This is a genomic window from Streptomyces sp. NPDC032721, assembly GCF_055579625.1.
The window spans coordinates 1-19,199 of sequence record NZ_JBVIMX010000002.1 but is presented as its reverse complement, the minus strand read 5'-3'; the positions used below and the strand labels follow the sequence as shown (position 1 = coordinate 19,199).

18 protein-coding genes and 1 tRNA gene are annotated in these 19,199 nt (G+C 73.3%); 10 read left to right on the top strand and 9 right to left on the bottom strand.

What is annotated here, in order from left to right; all coding sequences use genetic code 11:
* Window positions 1-19: 19 nt before the first annotated feature.
* The 5 genes from ACZ5PB_RS06385 to ACZ5PB_RS06365 all read right to left on the bottom strand — a co-directional run bounded on the left by ACZ5PB_RS06385 (window position 20) and on the right by ACZ5PB_RS06365 (window position 5,117).
* Window positions 20-925 carry an SCO4651 family lipoprotein gene (locus tag ACZ5PB_RS06385; RefSeq protein WP_468688343.1) on the bottom strand — a complete coding sequence of 302 codons (906 nt, stop codon included), beginning with the start codon at window positions 923-925 and terminating at the stop codon, window positions 20-22.
* A 125-nt stretch (window positions 926-1,050) separates the two neighbouring features.
* Entirely contained in the window at window positions 1,051-1,890 is an 840-nt protein-coding gene (locus tag ACZ5PB_RS06380; RefSeq protein WP_468688341.1) for an alpha/beta fold hydrolase, read from the bottom strand.
* 41 nt (window positions 1,891-1,931) lie between these two features.
* On the bottom strand, window positions 1,932-2,396 hold the full coding sequence (locus ACZ5PB_RS06375) for a VOC family protein (protein WP_468688340.1): 465 nt from the start codon (window positions 2,394-2,396) through the stop codon (window positions 1,932-1,934).
* A gap of 619 nt (window positions 2,397-3,015) precedes the next feature.
* The gene (locus ACZ5PB_RS06370) at window positions 3,016-4,431 is read right to left on the bottom strand and encodes a HAMP domain-containing sensor histidine kinase (RefSeq protein WP_468688339.1); all 1,416 of its coding nucleotides are present in this window, start codon (window positions 4,429-4,431) and stop codon (window positions 3,016-3,018) included.
* On the bottom strand, window positions 4,428-5,117 hold the full coding sequence (locus ACZ5PB_RS06365) for a response regulator transcription factor (RefSeq protein WP_468688337.1): 690 nt from the start codon (window positions 5,115-5,117) through the stop codon (window positions 4,428-4,430). Before ACZ5PB_RS06365 ends, ACZ5PB_RS06370 begins: the two co-directional genes overlap by 4 nt.
* 86 nt (window positions 5,118-5,203) lie before the next feature.
* On the opposite strand from ACZ5PB_RS06365, the gene ACZ5PB_RS06360 reads away from it, so the two are divergent.
* Window positions 5,204-5,740, top strand: coding sequence for a hypothetical protein (locus ACZ5PB_RS06360; RefSeq protein ID WP_468688335.1), 537 nt, complete (start codon window positions 5,204-5,206; stop codon window positions 5,738-5,740).
* Between the two features lie 64 nt (window positions 5,741-5,804).
* Here the strand turns inward: ACZ5PB_RS06360 and ACZ5PB_RS06355 are convergent, their stop codons facing one another.
* Together ACZ5PB_RS06355 and ACZ5PB_RS06350 are read right to left on the bottom strand one after the other, a co-directional pair.
* Window positions 5,805-6,665 carry a spermidine synthase gene (locus ACZ5PB_RS06355; protein WP_468688334.1) on the bottom strand — a complete coding sequence of 287 codons (861 nt, stop codon included), beginning with the start codon at window positions 6,663-6,665 and terminating at the stop codon, window positions 5,805-5,807.
* A gap of 104 nt (window positions 6,666-6,769) precedes the next feature.
* A complete protein-coding gene (locus ACZ5PB_RS06350; protein WP_468688890.1) occupies window positions 6,770-7,390 on the bottom strand; it encodes a hypothetical protein in 621 nt (206 codons plus the stop codon).
* A 245-nt stretch (window positions 7,391-7,635) separates the two neighbouring features.
* On the opposite strand from ACZ5PB_RS06350, the gene ACZ5PB_RS06345 reads away from it, so the two are divergent.
* Entirely contained in the window at window positions 7,636-9,087 is a 1,452-nt protein-coding gene (locus ACZ5PB_RS06345) for a tetratricopeptide repeat protein (RefSeq protein ID WP_468688333.1), read from the top strand.
* Window positions 9,088-9,105: 18 nt separating this feature from the next.
* Here ACZ5PB_RS06345 and ACZ5PB_RS06340 read toward each other — a convergent pair whose 3' ends face one another.
* Window positions 9,106-9,705, bottom strand: coding sequence for a histidine phosphatase family protein (locus tag ACZ5PB_RS06340; protein ID WP_468688331.1), 600 nt, complete (start codon window positions 9,703-9,705; stop codon window positions 9,106-9,108).
* Between the two features lie 141 nt (window positions 9,706-9,846).
* Between ACZ5PB_RS06340 and ACZ5PB_RS06335 the strand changes: the two genes are divergently transcribed.
* The 7 genes from ACZ5PB_RS06335 to ACZ5PB_RS06305 all read left to right on the top strand — a co-directional run bounded on the left by ACZ5PB_RS06335 (window position 9,847) and on the right by ACZ5PB_RS06305 (window position 15,319).
* Complete coding sequence (locus tag ACZ5PB_RS06335) at window positions 9,847-10,998, top strand: hypothetical protein (RefSeq protein ID WP_468688330.1); 1,152 nt, start codon at window positions 9,847-9,849, stop codon at window positions 10,996-10,998.
* Window positions 10,995-12,611 (top strand): hypothetical protein, encoded by a 1,617-nt coding sequence (locus ACZ5PB_RS06330; RefSeq protein WP_468688329.1) that lies wholly within the window; start codon window positions 10,995-10,997, stop codon window positions 12,609-12,611. Before ACZ5PB_RS06335 ends, ACZ5PB_RS06330 begins: the two co-directional genes overlap by 4 nt.
* Window positions 12,608-13,963 carry an AAA family ATPase gene (locus ACZ5PB_RS06325; protein WP_468688328.1) on the top strand — a complete coding sequence of 452 codons (1,356 nt, stop codon included), beginning with the start codon at window positions 12,608-12,610 and terminating at the stop codon, window positions 13,961-13,963. Before ACZ5PB_RS06330 ends, ACZ5PB_RS06325 begins: the two co-directional genes overlap by 4 nt.
* Window positions 13,960-14,106, top strand: coding sequence for a hypothetical protein (locus tag ACZ5PB_RS06320; RefSeq protein WP_468688326.1), 147 nt, complete (start codon window positions 13,960-13,962; stop codon window positions 14,104-14,106). The genes ACZ5PB_RS06325 and ACZ5PB_RS06320 overlap by 4 nt, the downstream gene beginning before the upstream one ends.
* Window positions 14,107-14,207: 101 nt before the next feature.
* The gene (locus ACZ5PB_RS06315; protein WP_468688325.1) at window positions 14,208-14,549 is read left to right on the top strand and encodes a hypothetical protein; all 342 of its coding nucleotides are present in this window, start codon (window positions 14,208-14,210) and stop codon (window positions 14,547-14,549) included.
* A gap of 133 nt (window positions 14,550-14,682) precedes the next feature.
* Entirely contained in the window at window positions 14,683-15,255 is a 573-nt protein-coding gene (locus ACZ5PB_RS06310) for a bifunctional DNA primase/polymerase (protein WP_468688323.1), read from the top strand.
* A tRNA-Lys gene (locus ACZ5PB_RS06305) sits at window positions 15,246-15,319 on the top strand. The genes ACZ5PB_RS06310 and ACZ5PB_RS06305 overlap by 10 nt, the downstream gene beginning before the upstream one ends.
* Before the next feature lie 91 nt (window positions 15,320-15,410).
* On the opposite strand, the gene ACZ5PB_RS06300 is transcribed toward ACZ5PB_RS06305, so the two are convergent.
* Window positions 15,411-16,694: a M6 family metalloprotease domain-containing protein gene (locus tag ACZ5PB_RS06300; RefSeq protein ID WP_468688888.1), complete on the bottom strand. Its 1,284-nt coding sequence runs from the start codon at window positions 16,692-16,694 to the stop codon at window positions 15,411-15,413.
* A gap of 642 nt (window positions 16,695-17,336) precedes the next feature.
* On the opposite strand from ACZ5PB_RS06300, the gene ACZ5PB_RS06295 reads away from it, so the two are divergent.
* On the top strand, window positions 17,337-19,199 hold a 1,863-nt coding region (locus ACZ5PB_RS06295), incomplete at its 3' end, for a putative bifunctional diguanylate cyclase/phosphodiesterase (RefSeq protein WP_468688886.1).

Sequence of the window (19,199 nt, the reverse complement as noted above, 5' to 3'; positions counted from 1 at the left end):
CGGCTCCCCGTCGTTGCTGCTACTGCTGGCCCGCCTTGCCCGTCTTGCCCGCCTTGTCCGTCATGTCGGCGGTCTCGGAGGCGGGCGGGGCGACGGCGGTCACCTTCGTACCGAAGTCGGAGAGTTCGAAGACCGTACGGGAGGTGATCTTGTCGGCCGTCCCGGTGGTCGCGCCCTGGCCCTTGGGCGGGGTCATCGTCATCTCGAACTGCTGGCGGCGGATCCGGCCGTCGTCGTCGATCCAGAGCTCCATGGGGAGGGTCGGGCCGACGACCTTGCGCAGTTCGGCGCCGCCCTGGAGCTTGGCGACGTCCACCTTGACCTTGTAGTGGGTGGTGTTGGCGTCGCCGATCTTCTCGCTGCCGACCTTCTCGACGTCCTTGTCCATGACGCTCTTCGCGAAGGCGGTGTTCGCGGCGGGGTCGTTGACCTGGGGGTTGGTGCCGCCGGCCTGGGCCTTGAGCTTCTTGAGGTCCATCTTGATCCAGGGCTTGCCGCCGGGAACTCCCTCGCGGGCGCTCGGCGGGAGCTTCTGGTAGAGGACCTCGTCGACGACGCGCTGCTCGATCTTCTCGCCGCCGGTGCCCAGCGTCATGGTGCTGGTGCCGGTCTTCAGGTCGAGGACGCCCTGGCCGTCCATCGAGACCGTCTTGCCCCGGGTGGTGACCTGGGTGCGCAACACCATCTTGGCGGTGCCCGCGTCCGTGGTGCGGTCGGATGCGGCGCGCACCTGGGCCGTACCGCGCTCTTCGGCACCGGAGCTCTTGCCGCCGGAGCCGTCCGTGGCTCCGGCGGATGTGGCGGGCCCGTCGCCGGGGCCCTTCGGGGTGGCGCTTCCGCAGGCGACGAGCGACGTACCGGCGAGCAGTCCGGCGACGCCCAGGGCGCCTGCGCGAAGGCTGTTGCTGCCTCGTCCTCGTAACACGCTGTCTCAACTCCTCTGTGAAGTGACCGGCTTACCGGATTTCCTGTGAAGCTCCCGTGTGCCCCAGGCACCTCGGAATACGCCGGAATCCCGTCGATCACTTGAAATCGGTCACTTCATGTCGGTCACTTCATGAGGAACTCAAGGAGAGCACCGGTCAGTTCGGACGGTGCGTCCTCCTGTACGAGGTGTCCGGCGCCGGGGAGCGTGGTGAGCCGGGCACCGGGGATGCGGACGGCGAGGGCCTGGCCGCGCTCGGCGGGGATCCAGGTGTCGGCCTCGCCCCAGCAGATGAGGGTGGGGGCGGTGATCTCGCCGTACCGGCCCTCGATCTCGTCGGTCCAGTGCTGACCGGCCTGGGCGATCTGCCGGTAGAACGCGGGCTGCCCGACGGGGCTGAGCCAGGGGGCGGCGAGGGCGTCCGCGACGGCCGGGTGGAGTCCGGGGGCGGATGCCGAGGCGAGGTACTCGCGCACCAGGGCGGCGTGCAGGTGGGACGGCAACTGTGCGAAGACTTCCGGGTGTTCGGCCACCAGCCGGAAGAAGGGCGAGCCCCAGGGGGCCAGTGCCACGGGGTCGACGAGGGCGAGGCGGCGGTAGCGGGCGCCGTGCAGGAGGTGGGCGCGCAGGGCGGTGGCGCCGCCGAAGTCGTGGGCGACGACGGCGGGTTCGAAGGGGAGGTCCCAGTGGTCGAGCAGCTCGGCGAAGATCCGCCCCTGGGCGCCGAGGGAGACGTCCTGGCCCTCGTACATCGCGGACTGCCCGTAGCCGGGCATGTCCCACAGGTACACCTGGTGACCGCACGCGGCGAGGGTACGGGCGAGGGCCCGCCAGACGTACGAGGAGAACGGGGTCCCGTGCAGCAGCACCACCGGGGGCCCGTCCGGATCCCCGAGCCGGGCCCAGCGGACCTCGCCGGAGGTGCTGGGGAAGGTGTTCGGGAGGGGGACGGGTGCGACGGTCATGCGATCTCCTCTTCTCTTCTCGCCACCTCTTGTTTCTCCCACTACTGGACGCAGAACTCGTTGCCCTCCGGGTCGGTCAGGGTGACGTGGGTGCTGCCGGGCTCCGAGATCCGCCGCAGGACCTTGGCCCCGAGCCCCTCCAGCCGGGCCACTTCGGCCTCGCGGCGTTCGGGGCCGTAGTGGAGGTCGATGTGGAGGCGGTTCTTGCCCTGCTTGGGCTCGGGAACCTTCTGGAAGAGCAGCCGCCGGCCGAGCCCCACGTCCGTGAACTTCTGGAACGGGTCGCCGGGGTGCCGCACGGCGGCGGCGTCCCGCCAGACGCGGCGGCCGTCGGGGGTGGCGATGAGGAGGTCCTCGACGATCTCCCCGGACGCGAGGAGCTGCGCACAGAGGTCCGCGTGGTCCTCGACGAGATACCCGAGCGCCTGCGCCCAGAAGGCGGCCTGAGCATGCGGATCGCCACAGTCGACGACGAGCTTCCATTCGACGGGGGTGGTGGTGGTCATGGGGGCTCCAAGTGGGGTGCGGGGGAGGTGGATTGATCGTAACCAGTTATAGGGGTTACTGGGGGGTGAGGCAAGCATGTGGAGGTGGGCTGTCTGGGGGTGGGGAGCGAACCAGCGCGCGGCACCGGCAGAACGAACCGTGGAGCGGCGTCGCACCTGCGGCGGGCGATGCCCCACCCCGCCCCTTCACCGCTGTGCTCGATTTGCGGCTGCCGCCGCGCGGCGCTGGAAGTGTTGTGCGGTGTCGCGCCTGCGGCGGGCGATGCCCCTCCCCACCCCTTCACCTAAACCGCTCCGCGGGGCCAGGGGTTCGGACCTGCGGGCCGGTGGTGGGTTGCTCGCGCAGTTCCCCGCGCCCCCAAAAACAACCACTCGTGCCCCGCACCACACAGTTCCCGGCGCCCGTCAGCTACGAGTACTTCAGGGGCGCGGGGAACTGCGCGACCAGCCACGAACACACCCGCACATGACCACCAGCGGTGGCCGGGCCCGCCACCTGCCCACCCACCCACTCGCCCGCACGGGCCGGGGTCTGGGGCGGAGCCCCAGTTTCGGGAAGGGGCGGGGAGGGGAAACGCCCGCGCAGCGGACCCCCACCCTACGTACCGCCCGCCCCCCGTCAGAGCGAAGTCGCCTGACGTTTGGTCGGATTCCTCCGTCTCCGTACCACCCGATGCCCCCGCCGTTCCCCCCTCCCCACCCGCCCCCCGTACAGCGCCAGCCACACCCGCACCTCCGTGCCCCCCAGCACCGACCGGCCTATCCGGACGTCGCCGCCCGTCGACTCCGCGACCCGGCGGACGATGTCCAGGCCCAGGCCCGTGGAGCCCGCGCGGTCCCCGCTGTTGCCGCGGGTGAGCGCGGCCTCCGGGTCCGCGATGCCGGGGCCCGCGTCGGAGACCAGGACGATGACGGCGTCCTCGCCGTTGTGCACGTCCAGCGAGAAGGGCGTGCCCTCGGGGGTGTGGCGGAAGACGTTGCCGAGCAGCGCGTCCAGCGCCGCCGCCAGGTCCGGGCGCGCGACCGGGATGCGTACCGGACGGTCCACCCCGGCCAGCCTGACCTCGCGGCTCTCGTCCTCGGCCAGCGCCGACCAGAAGGCCATCCGGTCGCGGATCACCTCGGAGGCGTCGCAGCCCGCCCCCGCCCCCTGCGCGGCCTGCGTCTGCGGGCGCTGTTCGCGGGCCGTGCGGATGATCGTGTCGACCTCGCGCTCCAACTGCTCGACGGCCGCCCTGGTCTGGTCCGCGGCGGGCCCCTCGCCCAGCGACGCCGCGTTCAGCCGCAGCACGGTGAGCGGTGTGCGCAGGCGGTGCGAGAGGTCGGCGGCCAGTTCGCGTTCGTTGGCCAGGAGCTGGACCACCTGGTCGGCCATGGAGTTGAAGGCGACGGCTGCGGACTTCAGTTCGGTGGGGCCCTCCTCGGGGACCCGGACCCCGAGCTTGCCCTCGCCCAGGTCCTGCGCCGCACCCGCCAGCCGCTGGGCCGGCTGGACCATCCGTACGCCCAGCCGGTCCGCGACCGCCACCGAGCCGACGATCAGCGCCAGACCCACCCCCGCCAGCACCAGCCACGCCGTGGCGACCCCGTTGCTGACGTCCTCCTCGGGGACGAAGACCTCGACGATCGCGATGCTGCCGCTGGCCAGCGCCGTCGGCTGCAGGAGTACGGAGCCGCCGGGGGCCTTCGCCGTGTATGCCCGGCCGATCCGCTGGGTCGCCGCCACGTCCTCGACCGAGGCCCGCCGGGTGCCTATCTCCTTGGCCCGGCCCGTCGCCCCCGGCTCGTGCGAGGCGGGTATGTGGATCGCCATCCAGCCCTTGCTGCCGGGCTCGGTGATCGCCATCGCCCGTTCCAGCTGCTCGCGGTCGGTGGTGATGGACAGGGTCGGACCGATGGAGGCCGCCTGCCGCTCCGCGCCGGAGAACGCCCGGTCCCCCGCCATCTCCCTGATGACCAGACCCAGCGGAACCGCGAAGGCCACCACGACCATCGCCGTGACGGCCAGGCACACCTTGACCAGGGCCCACCTCACGCAGGGGGCTCCAGCTTCACTCCGACACCCCGGAGGGTGTGCAGATAACGGGGGTTGGCGGCGGTTTCACCCAACTTGCGACGGAGCCACGACAAATGCACATCAATAGTCTGGTCGTCGCCATAGCTCTGCTGCCAGACCTCTGCGAGGAGTTCCTTGCGCGGTACGACGACACCGGGGCGGCCCGCGAGGAAGGTGAGCAGGTCGAACTCGCGCCGCGTGAGGTCCAGCCGTACGCCGTCCAACTCCGCCTGGCGGCGCAGCGGATCGATCGCCAGCCCGCCCACCCTGATCTCCCGGGGCGGCGGCTCGGCCCCGGCGGAGGCACGCGAGCGGCGCAGCACCGCGGCCATGCGGGCGGACAGGTGCTCCACCGAGAAAGGTTTCGTCAGGTAGTCGTCGGCGCCGTCGTTCAGCAGCCGTACGATCTCCGCCTCGTCGTCCCGCGCGGTGGCGATGATCACCGGTACGTCGGTGATCCCGCGCAGCATCTTGAGCGCCTCGGCCCCGTCCAGGTCGGGCAGACCGAGGTCCAGGATGACCACGTCGAAGCGGAAATGGGCGACCTCGCGCAGCGCCTCCAGGGCCGTTCCGACGCTCCGCACGGTGTGGGAGGCCTCGGTCAGGTGCCGGATGAGGGCGGATCGCACGAACTGGTCGTCCTCGACCACGAGCACACTTGCCATGGAACGGCACCGTACGCCATTCGGCCCCCTGCCCACCCGGGGGGCGTCGCGGACAACAGTGGTACGTGTGGGGCAGGATGACCCGAATGCGACGAGGACTCATACATTCCGGGGCTTGGCTGCTCGCCACGGGCGCGGCCGTCACCCTGTCGTGGTGGGGCGTGCACACAGTGATGGCCGGGACGGTGTACGACCCGCCCCGCGCCCTGCCGATCCCCTCGGTCGTGGAGGAGCGCAGCAGCAGCACCGCCGGTGTGGCCGCCCCCGACTCCTCCTCCACCCACCGCCCCTCACGGGCCCCGGCCGCCACGAAGAAGCCCTCGCCGCCCACGCCGTCCGGCAGCGGCACCCCGTCGCGGCCCGCCGCCCGCCCGCCCGCGCCGCTGCCGCCCAAGGCCTCGGGCGAGCTGAAGGTGGTCAACACCGGCGCGGGCCGGGTGGTCTTCTCCATGGGCACGGACTCGGCGAAGCTGGTCTCCGCGACACCGGCCGCCGGGTGGGCGATGCAGGTGTGGAAGAGCCCGACGTGGATCCGGGTGGAGTTCACGGCGGGTGCGGCGAAGCTGTCGGTGTTCTGCACCTGGCACGACCATCCGCCGCTGGTGGAGATCGTCAAGTCGTAGCGTCGACGGACGCCCTGCTCCCGAATACCGGATCCCGGATACCGGATTCCCTGCTCCCGGCTCCCTACTTGAAGACGGAGCTCGGCGGGGTCGGTGACGGCTGGGCGTTCGCGTCCGTCACCGTGCCCGCGCCGCCGGTGAAGTCGGTGAGGTCGCGGCCGTGTTCGACGCGGCCGGGGTGCGGGTCGGTGGCCACCCGGCGGGTCCACTCGGCGACCGGCAGGGTCAGTGCGGAGCCGAGCAGTACGGCGTTCCCGAACCGCTTGCCGCGCAGTACGGCGGGGTCGGCGGCGAGTGCGAGCTGCGGGAAGACGGTGGCGGCGGTGGCGATCTGGCCGCGCAGGTGCGCCAGCGGCGGGCCGTCGGCGAGGTTCGCCGCGTAGTGCCCGGCCGGCTTCAGTACGCGTCGTACGTCGGCCAGGAACTCGGCACTGGTGAGGTGGGCGGGGGTGCGGGCCCCGCTGAACACGTCCGCGATGATCAGGTCCGCCCAGCCGTCGGGAAGTTTCCCGAGCCCCTCCCGGGCGTCCGTGCCGCGCACCCTGACGCGCGCGTTCGGGTCCAACGGGAGCTCGCGGCGCACCAGTTGGGCGAGCGGGGCGTCGATCTCGACCACCTGCTGGGTGGAGCGGGGCCGGGTGGCGGCGACGTACCGCGCCATCGTGAACGCGCCGCCGCCCAGGTGCAGGACCTGGAGCGGCTGTTTGGCCGGGGCGATCAGATCGACGATGTGGCCGAGGCGGCGCTGGTAGGCGAAGCCGAGGTGGGTGGGGTCGGCGAGGTCGACGTGGGACTGGGGCGCCCCGTCGAGGAGGAGGGTCCAGCCCTGCGGGCGGTCCCGGTCGGGTATGAGTTCGGCCAGACCGCCGTCGACCTTCTCGACGACGGCCTCGGGGGAACTCGCCACACGCTTCTTCTTCGCCACCTGGCCAGTATCGGGCCCCCGGGGCGGGGCGGCCCGCCGGGGCCGCTCCCCCCGCCAGGACCCGTACCGCCGCCCGCCGGCCCGGCCCTGCGGTGCGGCGCCGCTCAGCGGCAGCGGTCCGCCGCCTCGATCAGCCGGGCGGCTTCCCCCAACGCCCTGCGCAGCTCCGCCGGATCGGTGACGTGCCCCGTGTCGGCGGGCGGCAGCAGCCAGCCCGTCCCGGTGACCGGGGGTTCCGGGACGTACGGCACCGCGGGCTCCTCGGCGCGCGGCTCGGCGGTGGCGGCGGCCGCGTCGGCGAAGGACACGCCACGCCCCAGCGTCTGCGTGCACGCGCTCCCCGGCAGGTCCCAGCAGTCCGCCGTCCCCGGTGGCACCAGGAAGCCCACCGTGTCGCACGGGCCGTCGTGCAGGACGGGACCCACCGCGGACTCCTCCGAGCGTGCGGCGGCCGCCGCCGCACGGCGCAGGATGTCGACCGCCTCCAGGCCCTGCCGGGCGGGGACGGTGACCAGGTCGAGGGGTTCGGCCGGCGGGCGGCCGAAGCCGGGGGCCGGGCTGAATTCGGGGGTGGGCCGGTGCTGGGCCGTCGTCCGGGAGGGCGCGGCGGTCGCTGCCGTCCTGGCGGTCGTCGTGGGCGTACGTGGTGCGGACTCTTGCTCTCGCGCAGCGCTGGTGAGTGCGGTGTGCAGACTGGCTGTCACCGTCTCCGTGCCGGCCTCCAACAAGGGGACCCTCCTCGTTCGGGAGGGAGCCGCACCCCCTCCGTTCCCTGTCAACGCGCCGAAGACGTCAACGGCTACGGCAACGCGCCGCCGCAAAGGATGGCAGTTCATGGCAGATCGTGGATGAGATATCCGGTTTGTAGGCAAACTCCGTGTGATGACCTCGTCACAGCCGGTACGTTCGTGCCCCGTCCGGGGAAGGCGCATCCGCCCCGGCAGCACCATCCGCCAGAGAGGGCTTGGCCATGGCGTCGTCATCCGCGAATCTTCGGCCGTCCGACCCGAACCACGCCTTCCGGGCACTGCGGGGACACCGCTCACCGGGAGAGTTCGCGGCGGCGGTGCGCAGAGCGGCCCGCGAGATCGGCGAGCAGGTGGCCTGCGACGCCCGGTACATCGGGCGGGTGGAGGCGGGTGAGATCCGCTGCCCCAACTACGCGTACGAGCGGGTGTTCCTGCACATGTTCCCCGGTCTGACGCTGACGGACCTGGGTTTCACCGCCAGGGAGGCGGTACGTGGCCGAGGGGCGCGCGGGAGCTCGAAGGCGCCCGCGGCACACCTCGCTGCGCCCGCCGGGGTCCTCTCCCTGGCCGCGCCCGACCGAACCATGCCCCATAGCGACGAGGAGAGCGACGTGCTGCGTCGCGCATTCATGACGAGCGGCTCCGCCGTGGCGACCGCGTCCGCCTTCGGCACCCTGGGAGCCGTCGGCTCCGCGAGGTCCGCCCGTGCGAGCACCCCGGGCCGTCCCGGCGCCCCGGCCCCGCCGGGCTCCGACACCCACTTCCGCCGGGTCGGGGCGAGCGAGGCCGCCGCGGTCGAGGAGGCGGTCCGGCAGATCCGGCTGCTCGACGACCGGCACGGCGCCGACACCCTCTACCGGCACGCGGACAAGCCGCTCCAGGCCGCGTACGCCCTGCTCGACGCGGGGACGGTACGGCGCACGGTCTCCGACCGGCTGCACTCGGGGGCCGGTGAACTGGCGCTGTCCGTGGGCTGGCTGGCGCACGACTCGGGGCGCTTCGACGAGGCCAGGTCGCACTACGCGGAGGCGCTGTCCACCGCGCGGGTCGCCGGTGATCCGGGGCTGGAGGCGCACGCCTTCTGCAACATGGCGTTCCTGGCCAGGGACGCGGGCCGGCCGCGCGAGGCACTGCGGGCGGCGCAGGCCGGACTGCGGGTGGCGGGCTCGCTCGGCTCGATGCGGCTGATGTCGCTGCTGACGCTGCGCGAGGCGGGCGGCTGGGCGGCGCTCGGCGACCGTACGGGCTGCGTCGAGGCACTCGTACGGGCGAAGTCGCTGTTCCAGTGCGGGGCCTCGGACAACGACCCGGAGTGGATGTCCTTCTTCGGGCCCGCCGAGCTGGCGGGTCTGGAGGCGCAGTGCTGGTCGGCGCTGGGCGACTGGCGGCAGGCCGCCCGGTACGCGCACCGCGCGGCCGAGCTCCAGGACCCGCACTTCGCCCGCAACCTGGCCCTGTACCAGGCCGAACTCGCCGACGACCTGGCGCGGTCCGGCGTACCCGACGAGGCGGCCGAGGTGGGTCACCGGGTCCTGGACCTGCTGGAACAGGTGCAGTCGTCCCGGGTGCACACGATGCTCGCCGGGACCATCCGCACACTGCTGCCGCACCGTCGCTCGCCGGGGATCGGCGCGTTCCTGTCCCGGCACGCGAACACCGTGCGGCGGGCCTGACCCCCGGCCGGGCGGCTCCTACTGGGCGTCGAGGTGCCCGGTGTCGTTCCAGCTCTCGACGGCGGGCTCGCCGTACGCCCAGCCGAGCACCGACAGCGAGGTCGGGGCGAGCCGGATGTGGGCGCCGAAGCCGATGCCCAGGCCCAGCCATCGGGCGCCCAGCGAGCGCAGTACGTGGCCGTGGGCGAAGACGAGCACGTCGCGGTCGGCGGAGCGGGCCCAGTCGATCACTTCGTCCACGCGCGCGGTGACGTCGGCGAGGGACTCGCCGTCCGGGGCGGCGTCCCGCCAGATCATCCAGCCGGGGTTGTCCGCGTGGATCTGGTCCGGGGTCAGGCCCTCGTAGGCGCCGTAGTCCCACTCCATCAGCGCGTCCCAGTTCTCCGCGCGGTCGCCGAATCCGGCGAGGTCGCAGGTCTCGCGGGCGCGGACCAGGGGGCTGGTGCGGACCTCGACGCCGTCCAGGCCGTTCCAGGGGGCCCGGTGCAGCCGTGCGCCCAGCACCTTCGCGCCGTGGCGGCCCTCGTCGAGCAGCGGGATGTCCGTCCGTCCGGTGTGCTTCCCGGACAGCGACCACTCCGTCTGACCGTGCCGCGCCAGCAGGATGCGGGGTGCCATGGTGTTCTCTCCCTGGGGCGAAATCTGGGGCGATATGGGATGAAGCGGGTGGTTTGGGAGCCACCGCCCTCCCATCATCGCCCACTGCCGGAAACAGCGGATGCGGGGGTGTTGTCAGTGGCGGGTGCGAGACTTCCGAGGGTGAACGCATCACTGGGCAGCGGACCCGAACCCACACCTCCGCCCGTACGACCCGATGCGGCTGTTCCGGTACGGCGGCTCCTCGCCGAGCTGCGCGGCCCCACGGTCGCCCCGCACCCGCTGGACGCCCGCGCACTGGCGGCGCTGGCGGCCAATCCGGGGTGCGAGCGGCGGACCCTGCTGGACGGGGCGGGGGTGAACAAGGCGGTCCTGGCACAGGCGTTGGGGTCGCCCGCGCCCTTCGGCCAGTCCCAGTTCGCGTTCATGCGCGGCAACGCCTTCGAGGCCCGGGTGAAGTCCGACGGGGGTACGGAACTGCTGCGGCTGCTCGGCGTCGAGGAGCCCGCCGCCGCCGGGGCGCTGACCCCGGACGTCTCGGCGGCCGGCCCCGAGGGGCGCACGGCCAGGACCGCGCTCGCCCTGCGCGAGGCGACGGCCGCCAAGGAATGGACCCTGCTCGACCATCCGATGCTGGCGCTGGAGGTGGCGGGCACCCCCGTCTACCTGGAGCCGGACGCGGTGGTGGTCCATCCGGACGGCCGCTGGACGGTCGTGGAGATCAAGTCCTTCCCGATGCTGGACGGTTCGGCCGACCCCGCGAAGGTGGGCGCGGCGGCCCGGCAGGCCGCGGTGTACGTACTGGCCCTGGAGCGGGTGGCGGCGAAGGTCGCCGGGGCCCGGGTGCGGGACCGGGTGCTGCTGGTGTGCCCGAAGGACTTCTCCAACCTGCCGACCGGTTCGATGGTGGACGTGCGCAAGCAGCTCTCGGTGACCCGGCGGCAGCTGGGCCGGATGCGCAGGGTGGAGGAGCTGGCCGCCGCCCTCCCGGACGGCACCACCTTCGACCCGTCGTGCGGCCCCGAGGAGCTGACCGAGGCGGTCGCCTCGGTGGACGCGGCGTACGCACCGGAGTGCCTGGCCGCCTGCGAACTGGCCTTCCACTGCCGGGAGCAGTCGCGGGACGCGGGAGCGGTGGAGACGCTCGGCCGCAGCGTCCGGGGCGAGCTGGGCGGCCTGACGACGGTCGACGCGGTGCTGTCGGCGGCCGAGGGCCGGTCCGGGGATCCCGCCGACCCGACGGTGGCGGCGCTGCGCCGGGCGGCGGCACTGCGCGCGGAAGCACTGGAACTGGCACTGGCGGGCCGCGAGTGAGCCTGATCAACACCCTCGCGCGGCTGGAGGCCACCCGCAGCGGCCGGGCGCAGCCCCTGGCCACCGTGCGCCACCGGCACGTGTCCGGGCGGCCGATGGTCGTCGTGCCCCTGACCACCGCGGGCGAGGCCGGGGCGCCGCTCGGGGCGCTGGTGGGGACCGACCGGGAGCGGCCCCGGCTGCTCGCGGTCCCTCAGCCCCGCGACCGGGACCTCAGGTTCGCGTTCCTCGCGGAGCTGGCCGAGGCCGTGCTCCCGTACCTCGACTCGTACGCGGACGTCGTCGAGCCCGCCGAGCGGAACGAGACGGATCCCGAGAGCGGCAAGCGCGTCAAGGTGGAGGTCGAACTCTGCGTGGACGCGCCCCAGTTGATCGTTCCGAGCCGGGCGGGCATCGAGTACGTCCGGCTGCTCGGGCGGTCCATGCGGTTCCGCCGCACCGCGGAGCAGGACCCGGACACGCCCTATCCGGCCCCGCCCCACATCCCCCTCCTGGGCCGCTGGCTCACGCACTACGGGGAGCGCGCCCGGGTGCCGGGTGCCTCGCTGCTGCTCAGTGCGACCGACCTCCTGTCCCGGCACTGGGCGACCGGGCAGAGCAGTCTGGAGGACCTGCACCTGGGTGCGCTGCTCGCCTGGATCGATCCGCCGGAGGGCGAGAGCGGGGCGCGGGCCGCACAGCGGGCCGAGACCGGGCGGGACGCGGCGGGACAGCTGTGGTGCCCGCCGGCCGGACCCGCGACCGACCCGGCGTTCGACAACGCGCTGCTGGCGCCGGCCATCGACGCGTACGACCGGGCCCGGCAGGCTCTCGCCTCCGCCGAGGACGGCGAGAGCGCGGACGAGCGGCTCGGCGGGCTGTCCGTCGCCGAGCGCCGCATCCGGGAGCTCCTCTCCACCCAGATGATGCCGACCTGGGAGGCGACCTGGCGGGCGGTCGATCTCGTACGGGCCCTTCCCGAGGGCCCCCGGGCGACCGGGCGGTGGGACCGGGACCGGTGGTCGTTCACCGGGCACCGGGACCGGGTCAGGGCGGGCGAGCCGCCGCAGCCCCGGCTGGACAGTGCCGTCGGCGCCGCCCAGAAGCTGGCCTCCCGGGAGACCGACCAGGCCCGGCTGGAGGCGCAGGAGGCGCTCGACGACCCGCTGGTGATGGCCGCGCGGCGGCTGGCCGGGGAAGCCTTCACGAGCGAGGTGATTGACGTGGAGATGGCCTGGACCGAGACCAAGCGGCCCAGCCCCCGGCCCCTGCTGACCGTCACCACGTCGGACCTGCCGCAGCTCGGCGGCGGTGCGGACGTCGGCGAGGGCGTCAAGGTGTACCGGTCACTGGAGGGCAGGGCGCAGAGCGCGGAGTTCGTACGGTGGACGGGCGAGGGCGCCCTCGTGCTGCGCGTGCTCAACGGGATGGGCCGGGCCAAGGAGCCCGCGCCCGGCACCGTTCCCGAGCCCGGCGACCGCATCTGCTGGACCCTCTTCGAGCACGAGCAGCGCGGCGGTCCGCAGCTGCCCGACCCGGAGGAGACCCCGTGGACCCACGGCGGTCCCCCGGACACCGACGCCGTCGGCGGGCCGGGCCCCGTACCTGCGGAGCACCCCGAGGACGTCCTGTGAACCACCATTCCCCGTACGCCGGTCCGGACTTCGACCCCGGCGCCGAGGCGGCCCGTGCCACCGCAGCGATCCTGCACGACACCCTGCACGGCACCCACCGGGGCGTCGTGGTGGACTCCCCGCCGGGCGCCGGGAAGTCGACCCTCGTGGTGCGCGCCGCCCTCGAACTGGCCGCCGCGGGGCGCCCGTTGATGGTGGTCGCCCAGACCAACGCCCAGGTGGACGACCTGGTGCTGCGTCTCGCCGAGAAGCAGCCCGGCCTGCCGGTGGGCCGGCTGCACAGCGCCGACTCCGACCCGTACGACAAGGCCCTCGACGACCTCCCCCAGGTGAGGAAGTCCGCGAAGGCGGCCGACCTCGCGGGGCTCGACGTGGTGATCTCGACGGCCGCGAAGTGGGCGCACGTCAAGGGCGTCGAGCCGTGGCGGCACGCGATCGTCGACGAGGCGTACCAGATGCGGTCGGACGCGCTGCTCGCCGTGGCGAGCCTTTTCGAGCGGGCCCTGTTCGTGGGCGACCCGGGGCAGCTCGACCCGTTCTCGATCGTCGGCGCCGAGCAGTGGGCCGGGCTCTCGTACGACCCGTCGGCGAGCGCGGTCTCGACGCTGCTCGCGCACAATCCGGAGCTGCCGCAGCACCGGCTGCCGGTGTCCTGGCGGCTGCCCGCGTCGGCGGCGCCGCTGGTGTCGGACGCGTTCTACCCGTACACGCCGTTCCGCTCGGGGACCGGGCCCGGGGACCGGCGGCTGTCCTTCGGGGTGCCGTCCGGCGGCGGCGCCGTGGACCGGGTGCTGGACGAGGCCGCGCACTCCGGGTGGGGGCTGCTGGAGCTGCCCGCCCGGCACACGCCGCGTACCGACCCCGAGGCGGTAGCGGCGGTGGCCCAGGTCGTACGGCGGCTGCTCGACCGGGGCGGGGTCGCGGTGAGCGAACGATCCGGGGAACCGGCGCCGCTCACCCCGGACCGCATCGCGGTCGGCACCGCGCACCGGGACCAGGCGGCGGCGGTCCGTACCGCGCTGGCCGCGCTCGGGGTGACGGGCGTGGCGGTGGACACCGCGAACCGGCTCCAGGGCCGGGAGTTCGACGTCACGGTGGTACTGCACCCCTTGTCGGGCCGCCCGGACGCCACGGCGTTCCACCTGGAAACGGGCCGCCTGTGCGTCCTCACCTCCCGCCACCGCCACGCGTGCATCGTGGTGTGCCGGGAAGGGGTGGCGGAACTCCTGGACGAACACCCGTCGACGGAGCCGGTACAGCTGGGAGTGACGGTGAAGTTCCCGGACGGCTGGGAGGCCAACCACTCGGTGCTGGAACACCTGGCGGAGCACCGGGTGACCTGGCACCCGTGACCGGCACCCCGCGGCCCCGCACCCGCCGGACGGAGTCCGGCACGCCGCCGGAGGCGGCCAACGGACACAGCCCGGACGGGTGGGAGGCCAACCACTCGGTGCTGGAACACCTGGCGGAGCACCGGGTGCGCTGGAGTCACTGAGCCGGTGGGCCGGCGGAGGGGGGCTCAGGCCCACTTGCGCGGACCCGGACAATGGAGGGTGGCCATCCGGCGGACGGGTGGCCGGGAGAGGGAGGAAGCACATGGCGGAGACCGAGCGGCACGAGCGGCGGTTGCGGCCTGCGCCGCTGCTCTTCGAGCCCCAGGAGGCGGCCGCCGATCCCGAGCACTTCTTCGATCTGGAGGCGATCGCGGACCCGAAGGAGCTGCTGGCCCGCGCCACCGAGCTGACCCACGCGTTCCGCGCCGCGACGGACCGGGCGGTGGAGTTCCAGGCGGTCGCGGCGGCCCAGCTCGCGGATCCCAAGCGGTTCGACCGGCTGACGGCCGCCGCCATCGCCGAGCGGGCGGGCTGGACCGAGGACTACGCGAAGAAGATGGTCGACTTCGGCCGGGACCTGCTGCGCAGCCAGCCCCCGAAGTAGCCCCAGAAGTAACCCCCCGGGGGATGATCGGCTGGCATATGCGATGGCGGCAAGATACTCCTCCGCACACCGACTTGTCCCCGTTTCCGGCAACTCACAGAAACGGAACCCTCACCCCCCGTACACCTGGGTCATGACCACTCACGCCCCCACACCTGTCGCCCCCCACCACTCGCACTCGCTCGACCGCGTCACCTCCCCCGGCGCCGCCTGGCTCGTCTCCGCGTCCTCGTACCCGCGCTCCACCCTGGCGACCTGGGAGGCGCGCCCCACCGCGCCCGCCGTGCTGCCCTGCGGGACTGCCTTCGACGTGGTGAACGTGCCCTCGATCTTCGGCCGCCGGATGCTCGACGCACTGTGGGCGGAGGGGCCGGGGTCGGGCCCGGTGGCCGTCCAGCCCGGGCGGATGCTGCTGTTCGCCTCCCCGGGCACCGCCCAGCGGCTGCCCGCCCTGCTGGAGTGGGAGCCGCGCGCCGACGACGTACCGCCGCTGCTGTGTCACGGCACGAGTGACGCGGTGACCGTCCCGGCCCTGCTGCCCGGGTCGGGCAAGGGGCCGCGCTGGGTGGTCGCGCCGGATGTGCGGCACCCGTGGCTGCCGGGCCCGGAAGTGCTGTTCTGGGCGTGTGTGCGGGCCTCGCGGTTATCGATTTTTCCTCCCGCCGATCAGGGTGCTAATGTCTACGACGTCAGCAGGCGCCGCTAGCTCAGTTGGTTAGAGCAGCTGACTCTTAATCAGCGGGTCCGGGGTTCGAGTCCCTGGCGGCGCACAGACGGGAAAAGCCCCCCAGCTTCGGCTGGGGGGCTTTTTCGTGCGCTCGCACCCGGTCGCACCCGCCCACGCCCGCTCGCCCGGCTTCGTTACGGCGCCGGGCTCGGCGTTCCCGCCGTGACCCGCACCGTCCAGCCGCCCGATCCCGTCCGGTCGGCGACCTCGACCCGGGTGTTCTCGCCCGCCACCGTGTACGTCTCGCCGACGCCGAGCGGGGCATCCGCGAGCGGCGGGTAGACGGAGTGGTCCCAGCAGGCCTCGGTGCGCGGGTGGGTGTCGACGACCTCGATGGGGCCGCCGCCGGAGGAGGCGGAGTTGCGCACCCGGTAGATCAGTACGCCCTGGACGCAGGCGCCCCGGTCGTTGCCGTAGCCGCCGCGCGCCTCGATGGCGAGGGCCGTGTTCTCTCCCGTACGGACGACTGCCAGGCGGGTGCCGCCGCGCTGGCCGCCGCGCGGGGACGGGGCCGCGAGGGGGTCCAGGGTGAGCCGGGCTGAGGTGCCCCAGGGGACGCAGGCGACCTGGTCGCCCTCCAGCCAGCCCAGCTTCCACTTGTGCCAGCCGAAGGGTTCGGGGGCGAGCCCGAACTGGCTGCCCATGACGTCCCAGTCCCCCACATGGGTGTCCCAGTCGCCCTTGCCGTCGTCGGGGCGGTGGTAGAGGTCGGGCAGGTCGAAGACGTGGCCGGTCTCGTGGGCGAGGACGTTGCGGTCCGGCGGGTGCTTCTCGAAGACGGTGACGATACGGCGGATGTCGGTGCCGTCGGCGTGCAGCGGGGTCTCGAAGTTGACGACCTTGGTGGCGTCGGAGTCGACGCCGGGGGCGTCCGGGTCGGCGACCAGGTAGACGATGTCGTACTGGGAGAAGTCGACCCGGCCGTCGGCGGCGGCCACCGCGTCGCGCAGATAGGCACTGCGCCGCTCGGCGCTCCAGTCGCGCTGTATGGCGTACGTGGCGGAGTCGGCCGGCATCCGGATCCAGTCGGTCAGCGGGTGCGCGCGCAGACGGAACTTGCCGTACGAGGCCCGGTGGAAGAAGTCGCCGGTGGCGGGGAAGTGGTCGGCGGCCAGCTCCTGGGGGGTGGTCAGCGGCTTGGAGTCCGGGAAGGACAGGAAGATCATCACCGCGTTGAGGTCCTTGACCGGGCGCGGGTAGCTGTCGTTCCAGGTGTCGAGGCCCAGCGAGTGGTGGGCCGAGGTCCGGGGCAGGCCGCACCGCCCGGCGGGCTGGTCGGCGGCGACGGCCGGTCCCGCGACCAGGCCGGTGGCGGCGAGCGCAGCCAGGGAGGTGAGGAAGGCCGCCGTGCTGCGCAGCCGCAGCCGGGACCGGTCGGGCTCGCCGGCCGCTCCCCCGGGCGTCAACTGACCCTGCACTTCGACCTCCGGGTCCTCCCGGCGCTCCGGGTGCGGAATGGACAACACCTCACCCACCTTGTTCGGGTTTGGGTGGTTACGCCCTGTTCCAGTGCGCCACTCGGGTAGCAGGAGCACCCTGCGGCAACACCCCGGCAGGTCACAGAAAGTCACAAGTGGTCAGGAGGGGACCAGGTCAAGGCACACCTGTGCAGAAACGATCGGCCAGGGGGGCCGGGTGTGCTTCAGGCCTGCAACGAGGCCGGATTCAGCGGCGAAGGAGCTGGATCGGCCGTTGCGGCAGCCTCTATGATCGGCACACTTTCCCGCGTGGAATCCGCTCCGGGGCAGCGGATTCCACCTCGTTTCCCTCTGATTTCCCGTTGATTCGTCCGACCGGCCGACGATCTTGATCGACCACCCCGACCCCCACCTCAGGACCGCCGACATCAGGACCCCGACATCACGCGACGACACCTGTACGACTCAATCGCCCTGCGGGAGCACACGGTGAGCGGAATCCCCGAAGAGTCCGGATCAGGCCCCGACCTCGTCACGCACGTCCCCCACACCCCACCGTTCCTCACGGAGAGTCACATCTGTCGGGTCGAGGACTGCCCGGGACCCGGGACACCGGGGCCGCCCGGGATGTCCGTGACGCCCATGACTCCCGGTGCGTACGGCTCCGGCCGGACCGGCGCCCGCGAAGGTGCCGTGCCGCACGACGCCGCCGCCCGCGACTACCGGGCCGCCTTCCGTGCGGCCCAGCTCGCGATGGCCCTGGTCACCCCCGGCGGCACGGTGGTCGCCGCGAACGAGTCGCTCGGGGTGCTGCTGGGCACCGATCCGGTGCGGCTGCCGGGCACCGAGGCGGCGGAGCTGGTGGACCTGGCGGCCGACGCCCGCACCTGGAACGCGTACCGCGAGGTGCTGGACGGGCGGCGCGCCCGGTTCCGCTGCACCCGGCGGCTCAAGCACCGCGACGGGCACGTCCTGTGGGTGGAGGTCTCACTGGCCCCCGTACCGGACAGCGGAAACGTATTGCTGTCGATCTCCGACATCGGCGACTGGCGGGAGCTGCAGGCCCGGCTCAGGCACCTCCAGATGCACGACCCGGTGACCCGGCTGCCCAACCGGGCGCTGTTCTTCGAGCGGCTGTCGGCGGCGCTGGAGACCTCGACGTACGAGCGCGGCGGCACCGGCCGCATCGGGCTCTGCTATCTCGATCTGGACGGCTTCAAGGCGGTCAACGACACCCTCGGGCACCGGGTCGGCGACCGGCTGCTGACGGCGGTGGCCACCCGGCTGACCCGGTGCGCGGACGAGGCCGGGTACGGGCGGGGAGGCACCGGCGGCAGTGGCGGCGGGCATCTGGTGGCCCGCCTGGGCGGCGACGAGTTCGCGCTGCTCGTGGAGGACTCGACCGGCACCGAGCAGCTGACGGAGCTGGCGCAGACGGTGCTCACCGCGCTCCAGCAGCCGTTCGACCTGGCCGGGCAGCGGCTCTCGGTCTCGGCCTCGATCGGGGTGCTGGAGCGGTCGGCGGCCGGGACGACGGCGACCGGGCTGATGCAGGACGCGGACACCACGCTGTACTGGGCGAAGGCGGACGGCAAGGGCCGCTGGACGCTCTTCGACCCGGAGCGCAACGCGCACCGGATGACCCGGCAGGCCCTGTCCTCGACACTGCGGCCGGCCCTGGAGCGCGGCGAGTTCGTGCTGGAGTACCAGCCGCTGGTGGATCTGGAGGGCGGGCTGGTGCGCGGGGTGGAGGCGCTGGTGCGCTGGCGGCACCCGCAGTTCGGGACGCTGGCGCCGAATCGGTTCATCGGCATCGCGGAGGAGGACGGGTCGATCGTCCACCTGGGCCGGTGGGTGCTGCGTACGGCGTGCAGGCAGGCGCGGCAGTGGCAGCTGGCGCACCCGGACACCGCGCCCCTGTTCGTGTCGGTGAACGTGGCGGTGCGTCAGGTGTGGGACTCGGACCTGGTGGCCGATGTGGCGGAGATCCTCGAAGAGACCGGGCTGGCGCCGGAGCTGCTCCAGCTGGAGCTGACCGAGTCGGCGGTGATGGGTTCGGCGGGGCGGCCGTTGCAGGCACTCCAGGCGCTCAGCGACATGGGGGTGCACATCGCCATCGACGACTTCGGCACCGGCTACTCGAACCTGGCCTATCTGAGCCGGCTGCCGGTGTCCGTGCTGAAGCTGGACGGCTCCTTCGTACGGGGCTTCCAGGACGAGGCGCACGCCAACCCGGCGGACGAGACGATCGTCGAGGCGCTGGTCCAGCTCGCGCACCGGCTGGGTCTGACGGTCACCGCGGAGTGCGTGGAGACGGCGGGGCAGGCGGCCCGGCTGCGGCGGATCGGCTGCGACACCGGGCAGGGCTGGCTGTACTCGCGGCCGCAGGCGCCGGACCGGATCGCGGCGATGCTGGTGGAGGGGGGGGGGGGGGGGGGGGGGGGGGCGCCCCCCCCCCCCCCCCCCCCCCCCCCCCCCCCCCCCCCACCCCCCCCCCCCCCCCCC

What these genes read in the sequence shown, in the direction of transcription:
- ACZ5PB_RS06340 (WP_468688331.1), bottom strand. Translation starts at nt 9,705, where the DNA reads ATGGCACCCCGCATCCTGCTGGCGCGGCACGGTCAGACGGAGTGGTCG.
- ACZ5PB_RS06345 (WP_468688333.1), top strand. Translation starts at nt 7,636, where the DNA reads ATGGCGTCGTCATCCGCGAATCTTCGGCCGTCCGACCCGAACCACGCC.
- ACZ5PB_RS06310 (WP_468688323.1), top strand. Translation starts at nt 14,683, where the DNA reads ATGACCACTCACGCCCCCACACCTGTCGCCCCCCACCACTCGCACTCG.
- ACZ5PB_RS06360 (WP_468688335.1), top strand. Translation starts at nt 5,204, where the DNA reads ATGCGACGAGGACTCATACATTCCGGGGCTTGGCTGCTCGCCACGGGC.
- ACZ5PB_RS06375 (WP_468688340.1), bottom strand. Translation starts at nt 2,396, where the DNA reads ATGACCACCACCACCCCCGTCGAATGGAAGCTCGTCGTCGACTGTGGC.
- ACZ5PB_RS06380 (WP_468688341.1), bottom strand. Translation starts at nt 1,890, where the DNA reads ATGACCGTCGCACCCGTCCCCCTCCCGAACACCTTCCCCAGCACCTCC.
- ACZ5PB_RS06365 (WP_468688337.1), bottom strand. Translation starts at nt 5,117, where the DNA reads ATGGCAAGTGTGCTCGTGGTCGAGGACGACCAGTTCGTGCGATCCGCC.
- ACZ5PB_RS06315 (WP_468688325.1), top strand. Translation starts at nt 14,208, where the DNA reads ATGGCGGAGACCGAGCGGCACGAGCGGCGGTTGCGGCCTGCGCCGCTG.